Source organism: Goodfellowiella coeruleoviolacea (assembly GCF_024171785.1).
GTDB classification, from domain to species: domain Bacteria; phylum Actinomycetota; class Actinomycetes; order Mycobacteriales; family Pseudonocardiaceae; genus Goodfellowiella; species Goodfellowiella coeruleoviolacea.
Window position 1 is genome coordinate 199,236 of the sequence record NZ_JAMTCK010000015.1, and the last position, 13,699, is coordinate 212,934.

10 protein-coding genes are annotated in these 13,699 nt (G+C 73.3%); 9 read left to right on the forward strand and 1 reads right to left on the reverse strand.

The features are described 5' to 3' along the window. Window positions 1–102: 102 nt before the first annotated feature. The 9 genes from moeZ (at window position 103) to LX83_RS28865 (ending at window position 13,078) form a co-directional block, all read left to right on the forward strand. Entirely contained in the window at window positions 103–1,263 is a 1,161-nt protein-coding gene (moeZ, locus tag LX83_RS28825) for an adenylyltransferase/sulfurtransferase MoeZ (protein ID WP_253776960.1), read from the forward strand. A 274-nt stretch (window positions 1,264–1,537) separates the two neighbouring features. Next, window positions 1,538–2,335 (forward strand): TIGR02569 family protein, encoded by a 798-nt coding sequence (locus LX83_RS28830; RefSeq protein WP_253776962.1) that lies wholly within the window; start codon window positions 1,538–1,540, stop codon window positions 2,333–2,335. Between the two features lie 425 nt (window positions 2,336–2,760). Then, a complete protein-coding gene (locus LX83_RS28835; protein WP_253776964.1) occupies window positions 2,761–4,875 on the forward strand; it encodes a molybdopterin oxidoreductase family protein in 2,115 nt (704 codons plus the stop codon). Continuing rightward, window positions 4,875–6,479 (forward strand): FAD-dependent oxidoreductase, encoded by a 1,605-nt coding sequence (locus tag LX83_RS28840; protein WP_253776966.1) that lies wholly within the window; start codon window positions 4,875–4,877, stop codon window positions 6,477–6,479. The genes LX83_RS28835 and LX83_RS28840 overlap by 1 nt, the downstream gene beginning before the upstream one ends. A gap of 120 nt (window positions 6,480–6,599) precedes the next feature. After that, a complete protein-coding gene (locus LX83_RS28845; protein ID WP_253776968.1) occupies window positions 6,600–7,988 on the forward strand; it encodes a nitrate/nitrite transporter in 1,389 nt (462 codons plus the stop codon). A 205-nt stretch (window positions 7,989–8,193) separates the two neighbouring features. After that, window positions 8,194–10,701 carry a nitrite reductase large subunit NirB gene (nirB, locus tag LX83_RS28850; protein WP_253776970.1) on the forward strand — a complete coding sequence of 836 codons (2,508 nt, stop codon included), beginning with the start codon at window positions 8,194–8,196 and terminating at the stop codon, window positions 10,699–10,701. 71 nt (window positions 10,702–10,772) lie between these two features. Beyond that, the gene (nirD, locus tag LX83_RS28855; protein ID WP_253776972.1) at window positions 10,773–11,153 is read left to right on the forward strand and encodes a nitrite reductase small subunit NirD; all 381 of its coding nucleotides are present in this window, start codon (window positions 10,773–10,775) and stop codon (window positions 11,151–11,153) included. Then, the gene (locus LX83_RS28860; protein ID WP_253776974.1) at window positions 11,150–12,301 is read left to right on the forward strand and encodes a uroporphyrinogen-III synthase; all 1,152 of its coding nucleotides are present in this window, start codon (window positions 11,150–11,152) and stop codon (window positions 12,299–12,301) included. The genes nirD and LX83_RS28860 overlap by 4 nt, the downstream gene beginning before the upstream one ends. An 84-nt stretch (window positions 12,302–12,385) precedes the next feature. Beyond that, the gene (locus tag LX83_RS28865) at window positions 12,386–13,078 is read left to right on the forward strand and encodes a sirohydrochlorin chelatase (protein ID WP_253776976.1); all 693 of its coding nucleotides are present in this window, start codon (window positions 12,386–12,388) and stop codon (window positions 13,076–13,078) included. On the opposite strand, the gene LX83_RS28870 is transcribed toward LX83_RS28865, so the two are convergent. Further along, window positions 13,069–13,641, reverse strand: coding sequence for a hypothetical protein (locus tag LX83_RS28870; RefSeq protein ID WP_253776978.1), 573 nt, complete (start codon window positions 13,639–13,641; stop codon window positions 13,069–13,071). The genes LX83_RS28865 and LX83_RS28870 overlap by 10 nt on opposite strands. Window positions 13,642–13,699: the final 58 nt, after the last annotated feature.

The following is a 13,699-nucleotide window of genomic DNA, read 5'->3' on the forward strand; positions in this document are numbered from 1 at the left end:
TTGCCATAGGTAAGTTCTGTCGGCCACCGACGGACCTCACCAGCAGGTGAGGGCTCCCAGCCGGAGGCCCGGCTGATCCGCCCACTTCGAGAAGGAGCAGGGATGCCGCTTCCGCCGCTCGTGGAACCCGCCGCGGAGCTGTCCAAGGAGGAGGTCGCGCGCTACAGCCGCCATCTGATCATCCCGGACGTCGGGATGGACGGGCAGAAGCGGCTGAAGAACGCCAAGGTGCTCGTGGTCGGCGCGGGCGGTCTCGGCAGCCCAGCCCTGCTGTACCTGGCCGCCGCGGGCGTTGGCACGCTGGGCATCGTCGAGTTCGACGTGGTCGACGAGTCCAACCTGCAGCGCCAGGTCATCCACGGCCAGTCCGACGTCGGCCGGCCCAAGGCGGAGTCCGCCAGGGACTCGATCGCCGAGATCAACCCGTTCGTCAAGGTCAACCTGCACCAGGTGCACCTGTCCTCGGAGAACGCGCTCGACGTGTTCCGGGACTACGACCTGATCCTGGACGGCACCGACAACTTCGCCACCCGCTACCTGGTCAACGACGCCGCCGTGCTGCTGGGCAAGCCGTACGTGTGGGGTTCGATCTTCCGGTTCGAGGGCCAGGTCAGCGTGTTCTGGGAGGAGCACGGGCCGCAGTACCGCGACCTCTACCCGGAGCCCCCGCCCCCCGGGATGGTGCCCTCCTGCGCCGAGGGCGGCGTGCTCGGCGTGCTGTGCGCGTCGATCGGCTCGATCATGGTCACCGAGGCGATCAAGCTGATCACCGGCATTGGTGAGCCGCTGCTCGGCCGGCTGATGGTCTACGACGCGCTGGAGATGACCTACCGGACGATCAAGATCCGCAAGGACCCGGCCGGCGAGCCGATCAAGGAGCTGATCGACTACGACGCGTTCTGCGGTGTGGTGTCCGAGGACGCCCAGCAGGCCGCGGCCGGCCACACGATCACGCCGCTGGAACTCAAGCACAAGCAGGACGCCGGGGAGAACTTCCTGCTGGTGGACGTGCGCGAGCCGCACGAGTACGAGATCGTGCGCATCCCCGGCTCGGTGCTGATCCCCAAGGACCGCATCCTGTCCGGTGAGGCACTGGCCGAGCTGCCGCAGGACAAGCCGCTGGTGCTGCACTGCAAGTCCGGGGCGCGCTCGGCCGAGGCGCTGGCCGCGCTGCACCGGGCCGGGTTCCGGGACGCGGTGCACGTGGGCGGTGGTGTGCTCGCCTGGGCCCGCGAGGTCGACCCCAGCCTGCCCACGTACTGATCCCCGGCTGCTGATCCCCGGCCTGGTCACGCCCTGATCGCCGGCCCGCTCCTGGACGCCCGGGGGCGGGCCGCGGCGGGGTGGTGTCACCCGTTCGGGCCTGCGTGAAGTGTCAACTCGCGGGGTTTGCAAAGTCGACTCGCGGGGGGTTGGGGTTGTCCTCCACCCGTGGCGGCGCTGGTCACGGTAGCGTGCCCGCTCGTGAGAGGCTGGTGCGCGCGATCTCGCCCTGACACTGATCGCGCGCGAAGACGCGGGCGAGTGAGGTGAGGGCGTGAGTGATGCTGCGGTGCCGCCCCCGGCGCATGTCCGGGCCGCGTTCGGGGCCAGGGCGGCCGAGCCCGAGCTGATCGACGGCGGGCCGGCCTGGCGGTGCGGTGACGTGGCGCTCAAGCCCGCCGGTAGTCCGGCCGAGGCCGCCTGGGTGGCCACCACGCTGGACACCCTGAACGTGCCCGACCTGCGTCTCGGCCGCCCGGTGCGGTCCACCGACGGGCGCTGGGTGGTGGGTGGCTGGGCGGCCATGAAGTACGTGTCCGGCCGCGCCGAGCCGAGGCACGACGAGGTGGTCGCCGTGTCCGTTCGGCTCCACCAGGCCACCGCCGACCTGCCCAGACCCCGGTTCCTGGCCGCCCGCACCGACGTGTTCGCGCTGGCCGACCGGTGCGCGTGGGGTGAGACCAGCGTGCCGCTCGACCACGACCGGGGTGGCCGGCTGTTCGACGTGCTGGCCGCCGCCCGCCGGCCCATCTCGCTGAAACCCCAGGTCGTGCACGGTGACCTGTTCGGCAACGTGCTGTTCTCCGGGTCGGCGCCGCCGGCCATCATCGACTTCGTGCCCTACTGGCGGCCGGCCGAGTGGGCCGCGGCCGTGATCGTGGTGGACGCGCTCGCCTGGGGCGGCGCCGACCAGGGCATCCTGCTGCGCTGGACGCACCTGCCCGAGTGGCCGCAGGCGCTGTTGCGGGCCCTGCTGTTCCGGCTCGCCGTGCACGCGCTGCACCCCAGTTCGACCGCGCAGTCCCTGCGCGGCCTGGACCGGGCGGCGCACCAGATCACCCGCCTCTTGTAAGCCCCCGGAACGAAGTCGCGTCCAAGGTCACCCGGCCCGGCTGCCTCACGAGCAGCGGGAACCCGGTGGTGACCTGGGTCTTCGCCGTGCTTGGCGCGCCCGGTTCACCGCGGTGACACCGGCTCTGCGCAGGCAATTTCCCCTGTCCGCAACATGCGGCCACGCCGGGGTAACAGGGGCTTCATAGTGTCCGCCAATGTCGGCTGAACGAGTGGAATCGGCGGCGGTTGGGACCCCTTTGCCCGATCTGTGATGTATGCGCGCGGTGATTCAGGTCTCGATTCAGTAGCTGCCCGGAGTCAAGCGAGCACCCTTTGTCGCGAGGAGGTGATCACGTGCTGACCGTGCCGGAGCCAGTGACCCGGCCGCGGCGAGAGCGGCGGGAGGCGGCGACACACTGCCCCTACTGCGCACTCCAGTGCGGGATGGTCGTGACCGGTCCGGACGCGCGGGACCCGGACGCGCGGGGCAGCGACCGGGCAGACCTGGGATCCGAGCAGGTCAGCGCGGTGCGCGAGGCCAGCGTGCGGCCCAGGGAGTTCCCCACCAACCGGGGTGGGCTGTGCCAGAAGGGCTGGACGTCGGCGACGCTGCTGAACACCCCGGCCCGGCTCACCACGCCGCTGGTCCGCCGGCACCGCGACGAGCCGCTGCGGCCGGCCAGCTGGGCGCAGGCACTGGACCTGGTCGCCGAGCGGCTGCGCGGCATCCAGGCCGCGCACGGCGCGGACGCGGTCGCCGTGTTCGGCGGGGGCGGGCTGACCAACGAGAAGGCCTACCTGCTCGGCAAGTTCGCGCGGGTGGCGCTGGGCACCGCGCAGATCGACTACAACGGCCGGTTCTGCATGTCCTCGGCGGCCGCCGCCGGTACCCGGGCGTTCGGCCTGGACCGGGGCCTGCCGTTCCCGGTCACCGACCTGGACACCGCGGACGCCGTGCTGCTGGCCGGGGCCAACGTGGCCGAGACCATGCCCCCGTTCACCCAGCACCTGCGGCACGCCGCGGACGCGGGCGGGCTGATCGTGGTGGACCCGCGCCGCACGCCCACCGCGGAACTGGCCGCGCTGCACCTGCGGCCGGCACCCGGCACCGACCTGGCGCTGGCCCTGGGCCTGCTGCACGTGGCCGTGGCCGAGGGGTACCTGGCCGAGGACTACCTGGCCGAGCGCACCACCGGGTTCACCTCGGCCTGGCAGGTCGCGGCGAACTGGTGGCCGGAGCGCACCGAGCGGGTGACCGGGGTGGCAGCGGCCGACCAGCGGCGGGCCGTGCGCCTGCTGGCCGAGGCCGGCAGCGCCTACCTGCTCACCGGGCGCGGCACCGAACAGCACGCCAGCGGCGCGGACACCGTGTCCGGCTGGATCAACCTGGCGCTGGCCCTGGGCCTGCCCGGCCGGGTCGGTTCCGGGTTCGGCTGCCTCACCGGCCAGGGCAACGGCCAGGGCGGCCGGGAGCACGGGCAGAAGGCCGACCAGCTGCCCGGCTACCGCCGGATCGACGACCCGGCGGCCCGCGCGCACGTGTCCTCGGTGTGGGGCGTGCCCGCCGAGTCGCTGCCCGGCCCGGGGCGCTCGGCCGTGGAGCTGCTGGACGCGCTCGGCCAGCCGAACGGGCCGCGCGCCCTGCTGGTGTTCGGGTCCAACGTGCTGGTGTCCGCGCCGCACGCCGGCCGGGTGGCCGACCGGCTGGCCGCGCTGGACCTGCTGGTCGTGGCCGACTTCGTGCTGTCGGACACCGCGGCGACCGCCGACGTGGTCCTGCCGGTCACCCAGTGGGCCGAGGAGGACGGCACGCTGACCAACCTGGAGGGCCGGGTGCTGCTGCGGCAGCGCGCCATCACCCCGCCCGAGGGCGCGCGCAGCGACCTGGACGTGCTGCACGGCCTGGCCACCCGGCTGGGCCAGCCGGCCGAGCGGTTCCCCACCGACCCGGAGACGGTGTTCACCGAGCTGCGCCGCGCCTCGGCCGGCGGGCCCGCCGACTACTCCGGCGTCACCTACCAGCGGCTGCGCGCCGGGGAGGCACTGCACTGGCCGGTGCCCGAGGCCGACCACCCCGGTACGCCCCGGATGTTCCTGGACCGCTTCGCCCACGCCGACGGCCGCGCGCGGTTCGTGGCCGTGGACCACCGGGGGCCGGCCGAGCGGCCCGACGCGGACTACCCGCTGCTGGCCACCACCGGCCGGGTGCTCCAGCACTACCAGTCCGGCGCGCAGACCCGGCTGGTGCCCGAACTCGTCGAGGCCGCGCCCGAGGCGCACGTGGAGGTGCACCCGGACACCGCGGCCAGGGCCGGCCTGGTCGACGGCGACCTCGCCGTGGTGGCCTCCCGGCGCGGGCAGACCGAGGCCCGGGTGCGGTGCGTCGCCAGCATCCGCCCGGACGTGGTGTTCCTCCCGTTCCACTTTCCCGCAGCGCAGCGGGCGAACCTGCTCACCAATCCGGCGCTCGACCCGACCAGCCGGATGCCCGAGTTCAAGGTCTGCGCGGTGCGGCTCACCCCGGCTTCCGCGCCGACCGTGCCGAAAGGAAGCGGTTGATGACTCGGACCGCGGAAGTTCTCCCGCCCCCCACCACGACCGGTGCCCTCCGGGTGGTCGTCGTCGGCTACGGCATGGCCGGCGCGCGCCTGGCCGAGCAGATCCGCGCGCGCGACCCGCACGCGCACCGGGTGCACCTGACCGTGGTCGGCGCGGAACCCCACGCCGCCTACAACCGGGTGCTGCTGTCCAACGTGCTCGCCGGCACCATGAGCGAGTGGGCGGTGCGCCTGCACGACGACGGCTGGGCCGCCGACCACCACGTTGACCTGCGCACCGGGCTGGCCGTCACCGGCATCGACCGGGCCGCCCGCACGGTCGGCCTGGCCGACGGCAGCAGCGTCGGCTACGACGCGCTGGTGCTGGCCACCGGCAGCCGCGCCTGGCTGCCGCCGATCGAGGGGCTGTGCACCGAGGACGGCGGCCTCCAGCCGGGCGTGGCCGTGTTCCGCACGCTGGACGACTGCGCCCGGATCACCGCGGCGACCGGGATCGGCGGGCGGGTGGCCGTGCTCGGCGGCGGCCTGCTCGGGCTGGAGGCCGCGCGCGGCCTGGCCGGCCGGGGCCGGCGGGTGACCGTGGTGCACCCGATGGGCCACGTGATGGAACGCCAGTTGGACGCGGGTGCCGGCCGGGTGCTGGCCAAGGTGTTGAGCAGCCACGGCGTGGAGTTCCGGCTGGGCGTGGGCGCGGCCAGGCACGTGCCCGGCGTCGGCCTGGAGCTGGCGGACGGCAGCACGGTGCCGGCCGAGCTGGTGGTGGTCTCCGCCGGGGTGCGGGCCGAGACCGGGCTGGCCGTGGCCGCCGGCCTGGCCGTGGACCGCGGCATCGTGGTGGACGACCGGCTGCGCACCAGCGACCCCAACGTGTACGCGATCGGCGACTGCGCCCAGCACCCGGGCACGGTCAGCGGCCTGGTGCAGCCGGCGTGGGAGCAGGCCGAGGTGGTGGCCGACCTGCTCACCGAGGCCGCGCCGGACGCCGGCTACCGGGGCACCTCCGTGGTCACCCGGCTCAAGGCGCGGGACATCGACCTGGCCGCGCTGGGCGAGGTGCACGTGGACGTGGACGCGCCCGACGCCGAGGTGCTGTGCTTGCAGGACCCGGCGCGCGGCCGGTACGCCAAGCTCGTGCTGCGCGAGGACCGGGTGGCCGGCGCGATCATGCTGGGCGTGCCGGACGCGGCCGCCACCGTCACCCACCTCTACGACCGGGGCCTGCCCGCCCCGGCGGACCGGCTGGCGCTGCTGCTGGGCGGTGCCCTGCCGGCGGCCGGCGGTGCCGCGGCCAGTGCCGGTGACCTGCCGGCCAGCGCGGTGATCTGCCGGTGCAACACGGTCAGCAAGGGCCGGCTGGTGAGCGCGTGGCGCGAGGGCGCGCGCACGGCCGACGCGCTGGCCACGGCCACCCGGGCGACCACCGGCTGCGGTGGCTGCCGGGACGCGGTGTGCGGGCTGGTCGACTGGCTGAGCGCGCAGGAGTCCCCGGACCAGCCCGCGCCGGCCGGCGGCCCGGAGAGCCCGGAGAGCCCGGGGGTGCCGGCGGGCGAGAGCGACGAGAGCGACGAGAGCAGCCAGCAGAACCCGGTGCCGGTGCTGGCCTGAGCGTGACCCCCGTGTGCGCGCGGGGCCGTTCTACCCCGCGGCGGACGCGGGCCGTGGCGCGGAACAAGGGCGTTCCTGTGGCCCGACAACCACCTGGAACAACGTGCCGAGGAGGCGCCAGTGAGCACGGCGGTAGCGGAGGAGGCCGGCGGCGGCCGGGCAGTGGCCCGGCGCGGGCGGTGGATCGAGCACTGGGACCCGGAGGACCCGGAGTTCTGGGCCCGCACCGGCGCCCGGATCGCCCGGCGCAACCTGGTCTTCTCCATCCTGGCCGAGCACATCGGGTTCTCCATCTGGAGCCTGTGGTCGGTGATGGTGCTGTTCATGGGCCCGGAGTACGGGTTGACCGCGGCGGACAAGTTCCTGCTGGTGTCCACGCCCACGGTGGTCGGCGCGGTGCTGCGGCTGCCCTACACGCTGGCGGTGAGCCGGTTCGGCGGGCGCAACTGGACGGTGTTCAGCGCGGCCCTGCTGCTGGTGCCCGCCGCGCTGGCCGCGCTGGTCATCCAGCCGGGCACGTCACTGGGCACGTTCGTGCTGGTGGCGGCGGTGGCCGGGGTGGGAGGCGGCAACTTCGCCTCGTCCATGACCAACATCAACATGTTCTTCCCGGAGCACCGCAAGGGCTGGGCGCTGGGCCTGAACGCGGGCGGCGGCAACCTGGGCGTGGCCGTGGTGCAGCTGGTCGGCCTGCTGGTGCTGGGCACGGCCGGCGCGGCAACACCCCGCCTGGTGCTGTGGGTCTACCTGCCGCTGATCGTGGTGGCCGCGCTGTGCTCGGTGTTCTTCATGGACAACCTGGCCACCGGCCGCAGCGACACCAGGGCCATGCGCGAGGTGGTCCGCGACCCGCACTGCTGGGTGATGTCGTTCCTCTACATCGGCACGTTCGGCTCGTTCATCGGCTACGGGTTCGCCTTCGGCCTGGTGTTGCAGACCCAGTTCGGCCGCACCCCGTTGCAGGCCGCGGCGTTGACGTTCCTGGGGCCGCTGCTGGGTTCGGTGTCCCGGCCGCTGGGCGGCTGGCTGTCCGACCGGCTCGGCGGCGCCCGGGTCACCCTGGCCACGTTCGCGCTGATGGCGCTGGGCACGGTGGGCGCGATCGTGGCGTCCTCGGCCGACTCGCTGGCCGTGTTCGTGGCCTGCTTCGTGGCGCTGTTCGTGTTCTCCGGGGTGGGCAACGGGTCCACCTACAAGATGATTCCCGCGATCTTCCAGGACAAGGCGGCCGCGGCCGTGGCGGCGGGCCAGGACCGCGCCGAGGCCGTGGCGCGGGCGCGGCGGCTGTCCGGCGCGGTGATCGGCATCGCCGGCGCGGTCGGCGCGCTCGGCGGGCTGTTCATCAACCTGGCGTTCCGGTCCTCGTTCGCCACGGCGAGCAGCGGGGTGCCGGCGTTCGTCGGATTCCTGGTGTTCTACGCGGTCTGCTTCGCGCTGACCTGGGCGGTGTACCTGCGGTCGGCACCGGCCGGGACGGGAGCGGCCAGGCTGGCCGGCGCGGGCGGCTGACCGGCCAGTGCGGCGGGAAAACCATCCGCACAGGTTCTGACCTGCGCAGAGAGCATCCTGTTACGTCCGCGCAACGCGATCGACCCGGCTCGGACACGGCCGCTGGTGAGCATGAAACACACGCTCGGCAGGAACGTCAACGGTGAACGCGGCCGACGCCGGGGACCGGAACACTCCCTCAGATCAACGATCAGGAGGATTGCCGATGACACGGAGACTGGTCGTGGTCGGCCACGGCATGGTGGGCCATCGCCTGGTCCAGGCCCTGCGCGACCGGGACACCGCGGGCGAGTGGCGCGTGGTGGTGCTCGGCGAGGAGGCCAGGCCGGCCTACGACCGGGTGGCTCTTTCCTCCTATGTGGACACCTGGGACCCTGGCACGCTCACCCTGCCCGGCGTGGACTTCACCGGTGACGACCTGGTCGAGCTGAACCTGGGCGACCCGGTCGCGGCCATCGACCGGGAGCGGCGCGTGGTGCGCACCGCGTCCGGTGTCGAGCACGGCTACGACGCGCTGGTGCTGGCCACCGGGTCGCGGCCGTTCGTGCCGCCGGTGCCCGGTCACGACCTGCCCGGCTGCCACGTCTACCGCACCATCGAGGACCTGGACGGCATCCGGGCCGGCGCGGCCACCAGCCCGGTGGGCGTGGTGGTCGGCGGTGGCCTGCTCGGCCTGGAGGCGGCCAACGCGCTGCGGCTGCTCGGACTGACCGCGCACGTGGTGGAGATGGCGCCCCGGCTGATGCCGCTGCAGGTGGACGAGGGCGGCGGCGCCCTGCTGAGCCGGCAGATCCAGCGCCTCGGCCTGAGCGTCCACTGTGGAGTGTCAACCAGTCGGATCGAGGCCGGGCCGGACGGCGCGGTGCACCGCGTGGTGCTCTCCGACGACACCGTGATCGACACCGGCCTGGTGGTGTTCTCCGCCGGCGTGCGGCCCCGCGACGAGTTGGCCAGGGCGGCCGGGCTGGCCGTGGGCGAACGCGGCGGCGTTGTCGTCGACGACACCATGCGCACCAGCGACGAGCACATCTGGGCGGTCGGCGAGTGCGCCTGCGTCGGCGGCCGGGTCTACGGCCTGGTCGGGCCGGGCAACGCCATGGCCGAGGTGGTGGCCGACCAGCTGCTCGGCGGCCGGGCCAGCTTCCCGGGCGCGGACACCTCCACCAAGCTCAAGCTGCTCGGCGTGGACGTGGCCAGCTTCGGCGACGCGCACGCCAGCACACCGGGTGCGCTGGAGGTCGTGCACAACGACCCGGTGTCCGGCGCCTACAAGAAACTGGTCATCTCCGACGACGCCAAGACCCTGCTCGGCGGCGTGCTGGTAGGTGACGCCAGCGGCTACGCCACGCTGCGCCCGCTGGTCGGCCGGCCCCTGCCCGCCGACCCCGGCACCCTGGTCGCCCCGGCCGGCGGCGCCGGCACCGGCGTGGGCGTGGGCGCGCTGCCCGACGACGCCCAGGTCTGCTCCTGCCACGCGGTCACCAAGGCCACCATCACCGAGGCGATCACCTCGGGCGCGGCAACGGACGTGGCCGCGATCAAGTCGTGCACCAAGGCCGGCACCGGCTGCGGCTCGTGCGTGCCCATGCTCAAGCAGCTGCTGGCCAACTGCGGTGTGGAGCAGTCCACCGCGCTGTGCGAGCACTTCAGCCAGTCCCGCGCCGAGCTGTTCGAGATCATCCGCACCAACGGCATCAGCACGTTCAGCGCGCTCATCGAGGCGCACGGCCGGGGCCGGGGCTGCGACATCTGCAAGCCAGCCGTGGCCTCGATCCTGGCCTCGCTTGGCCGCGGCCACGTGCTGGAGGGCGAGCGCGCCGGCCTGCAGGACACCAACGACCAGTTCCTGGCCAACATGCAGCGCAACGGCACCTACTCGGTGGTGCCGCGCATCCCCGGCGGCGAGATCACCCCGGAGAAGCTCATGGTGATCGCCGAGGTGGCCAAGGACTTCGGCCTCTACACCAAGATCACCGGCGGGCAGCGCATCGACCTGCTCGGCGCCACCGTGGACCAGCTGCCGCAGATCTGGAAGCGCCTGGTGGACGCCGGTTTCGAGTCCGGCCACGCCTACGGCAAGGCGTTGCGGACGGTGAAGTCCTGCGTGGGCAGCACCTGGTGCCGCTACGGCGTGCAGGACTCGGTCAGCATGGCCATCAGGCTGGAACTGCGCTACCGGGGCCTGCGCTCGCCGCACAAGATCAAGGCCGGGGTGTCCGGCTGCGCCAGGGAGTGCGCCGAGGCGCGCGGCAAGGACTTCGGCGTGATCGCCACGGACAAGGGCTGGAACCTCTACGTGGGCGGCAACGGCGGGTTCACCCCGCGGCACGCCGACCTGCTCGCGTCCGATGTGGACGATGAGACGCTGATCCGGTTGATCGACCGGTTCCTGATGTTCTACATCCGCACCGCCGACCGGCTCCAGCGCACCTCGGCCTGGATCGAGAACCTGGCCGGCGGCCTCGACCAGCTGCGCGCCGTGATCGTCGACGACAGCCTCGGCATCTGCGCCGAGCTGGAGGAGGCCATGGCCAGGCACATCGAGTCCTATTCGGACGAATGGCGCGGTGTGCTCGACGATCCCAGGAAGCTCGCGAGGTTCAGTTCGTTCGTCAACGCGCCGGGCACGCCGGACCCCACCATCTCCTTCCGCGAGGAACGCGGGCAGCGGGTTCCGGTCTCCCTCGGCACCCCGGAGGTGGTGGCACGATGATGACAGCGTCGATGACAGGGACGGCCATGACAGCGACGGCCATGACAGCGACGACCATGACAGCGACGACCATGACAGCGACGATCACGGGGCCGGCCCAGCCGGCCCGCACGGCCCAGGACGTCGCCCAGTGGGTGCCGGTGTGCCGGGCCGACGACCTGGTGCCCGAACAGGGGGTGGCCGCGCTGCTGCCCGACCTCACCCAGGTGGCGGTGGTGCGCACCTTCACCGGTGAGCTGTACGCGGTGTCCAACATCGACCCGTTCACCGGGGCCGGGGTGCTGGCCAGGGGCATCGTCGGCGACCGGGGCGGGGTGCCGGTGCTGGTGTCCCCGCTGCACAAGCAGGCCTTCGACCTGAGCACCGGGGTGTGCCTGGACGACCAGAACGTCGTGCTCGACACCTACCCGGTCCGGGTGGTCGACGGAATGGTGCAGGTGGGGTTGGCGTGACCGGCACCCCGGTGGACGAGCGGACCGGCACGGTCCCCGAGATTCCGCCGCTCGCCGGGTTCACCGTCGGCCTGACCGCTGCCCGGCGGGCCGACGAACTGGGCACGCTGCTGGCCCGCAAGGGCGCCGCGGTGCTGCACGGCCCGGCCATCCGGATCGTGCCGCTGTCCGACGACGCCGAACTGCTGGCCGCCACCCAACGACTGGCCGAGGAACCCGTTGACTACGTGGTCGCCACCACCGGCATCGGGTTCCGCGGCTGGATCGAGGCGGCCGAGGGCTGGGGCCTGGCCGGCCCGCTGCTGGACCGGCTGCGCGGCGCGGCCGTGCTCTCCCGGGGCCCCAAGGCCACCGGCGCGGTCCGGGCCGCCGGCCTGGTCGAGTCGTGGTCGCCGCCGTCCGAGGCCAACGCCGAACTGCTGGACCGGCTGCTCGCCGAGGGCGTGCGCGGCCGGCGGGTCGCCCTGCAACTGCACGGCGAGCCACTGCCCGAGTTCGTGCGCGCGCTGCGCGCGGCCGGGGCGGACGTGGTCGAGGTGCCCGTCTACCGGTGGACCGGGCCGGAGGACCCGGGCCCGCTGCACCGACTGCTGGACGCGGTGCTGGCCGGCCAGGTGGACGCGCTGGCCTTCACCAGCGCGCCGGCCGCGCTCACCGTGCTGCGCACCGCCCGGGACACCGGCCGCTGGCCGGCACTGGCCAGGGCGCTGCGCGAACGGGTGCTGGTCGCCGCCGTCGGCTCGATCGCGGCCGGGCCGCTGGTGGCCGAGGGTGTTCCCGTGGTCCTGCCGGACCGGGCCAGGATCGGCGCGCTGGCCAGGCAGATCGCCGTGACGCTGCCGCAGCGCGCCACCCGGCTGCGCATCGGCGGCAGGCACATCGAGGTGCGCGGCCAGGCCGTGCTGGTGGACGGGGAACCGCGGGCGGTCGCGCCCGCACCGATGGCCATCCTGCACGCGCTGGTCGCGGCCGGTGGCCGGGTGGTGTCCCGGCGCGACCTGCTGGCCGCGCTGCCCTCGGGTGGTGAAGAACACGCCGTGGAGACCGCGGTCGGCCGACTGCGCACGGCGCTCGGCGAACCCAGGCTGGTGCACACTGTGGTGAAGCGGGGTTACCGGCTGGCGGTTGATCCGAGGGGCACCGCCTGATGCTGGTGTTGTGCTGGTGTTGACTGTGCTGGCCAGGATGGAGCGGGGTCACCGGCCGGCCGACGATTCGAGGAGCACTGCCTGATGCTGGTGTTGGCCGCGCACGGCACCCGTGATCCCGCCGGTGTCGTCGAAGTGGACCGGATGGCCGACGCACTGCGCGAGCGGTTACCCTCCGTGCCCGTTCGGGTGGCCTACGCGGATGTGCGCCAACCCAACGTGACCGAGGTGCTGGCCGAGGTGACCGGCCCGGCCGTGGTGGTGCCCGCGTTCCTGGCCAGCGGCTACCACGTGCGGGTCGACCTGCCCGCGCAGATCAGCGCCAGCGGCCGCCAGGACGTGGTGCTGACCACGCCGCTGGGCCCGGACCCCGGGCTGGTGACCGCCGTGCACGAGCGGCTGGCCCAGGCCGGCTGGCGACCCGGCGACTCCGTGGTGCTGGCCGCCGCCGGCTCGTCCGACGCCCGCGCGCTGTCCGATGTGGACACCGCGGCCCAACTGCTGGCCGAGCGGATCGGCGCGGCCGTGCCCGTCGGCTACGTGAGCACGGCCCGGCCCAAGGTGGGTGAGGTGGTGGCCGCCTGCCGCGAACAGCGGCCCGGTGCCCGGGTGGCGCTGGCGACCTGGCTGCTCGCCCCCGGGGTGTTCCACACGTCGCTGGCTGAGGCGGGCGCCGACCTCGTCGCGGCCCCCATCGGAGCCCACCCCTCGTTGATCAACACCGTGGCCAGCCGCTACCGCCTGGCCACGGGCTCAGTTCCCGTCGATCACTCGTAGCAGTCCTGGTAGGCGAGCTGGATGGCGATCTGGTCGACGGTGTTGTTGGTGGCGTGGATGCGGTAGACGGTGGGGCGGGTGCTGTCGGGGACGTTGACGTAGCCGTGGCCGAGGTTGTCCAGGCCGTCCTGGAGTTGCTGGGCGCTGTCGGGGTAGGCGGCCTTGACCTGGTCGACGGTGGAGCCGAGGCCGACGCCTTCGGGGGTGCGGACGTTCCAGCGGTTCACCGAGATGGCGGAGACGCCGAACATGGGGGAGATGGCGACGTAGTTCTCCCGGTAGGAGCCGTCGGTGTACTGGTCGTTGAGTTCCGCCCACTTGCACTGGCCCTCGCCGGGGTTGGTGTAGCTGACGAGCATGCCGGTCTGCAGGGCGGTGCTGGGGGCCATGCCGAGCTTGAGGTCGCCGTAGCCGTCGGGGCCGAGGAACTGGACCGGGCCGCCGGGCATGGGCTCGTCAACGGTGTCGGCCGCGGCGGTGCCGCCGGCGAGTCCGGCGACCATGGCGGAGACGCCCAGGGCGAGGGCGAGGGTGCGGCCGGCGCGAACAGTGGACTTGATCATTCTGGTTAGCTCTCTTGGTTTCTGACGACCGACTGTGGTCGTGGAGTTGTTCTGGTCG

Coding starts and splice junctions, on each gene's coding strand:
- moeZ (WP_253776960.1), top strand. CDS start 103: ATGCCGCTTCCGCCGCTCGTGGAACCCGCCGCGGAGCTGTCCAAGGAG.
- LX83_RS28835 (WP_253776964.1), top strand. CDS start 2,761: ATGGTCGTGACCGGTCCGGACGCGCGGGACCCGGACGCGCGGGGCAGC.
- LX83_RS28840 (WP_253776966.1), top strand. CDS start 4,875: ATGACTCGGACCGCGGAAGTTCTCCCGCCCCCCACCACGACCGGTGCC.
- nirB (WP_253776970.1), top strand. CDS start 8,194: ATGACACGGAGACTGGTCGTGGTCGGCCACGGCATGGTGGGCCATCGC.
- nirD (WP_253776972.1), top strand. CDS start 10,773: ATGACAGCGACGATCACGGGGCCGGCCCAGCCGGCCCGCACGGCCCAG.
- LX83_RS28865 (WP_253776976.1), top strand. CDS start 12,386: ATGCTGGTGTTGGCCGCGCACGGCACCCGTGATCCCGCCGGTGTCGTC.
- LX83_RS28870 (WP_253776978.1), bottom strand. CDS start 13,641: ATGATCAAGTCCACTGTTCGCGCCGGCCGCACCCTCGCCCTCGCCCTG.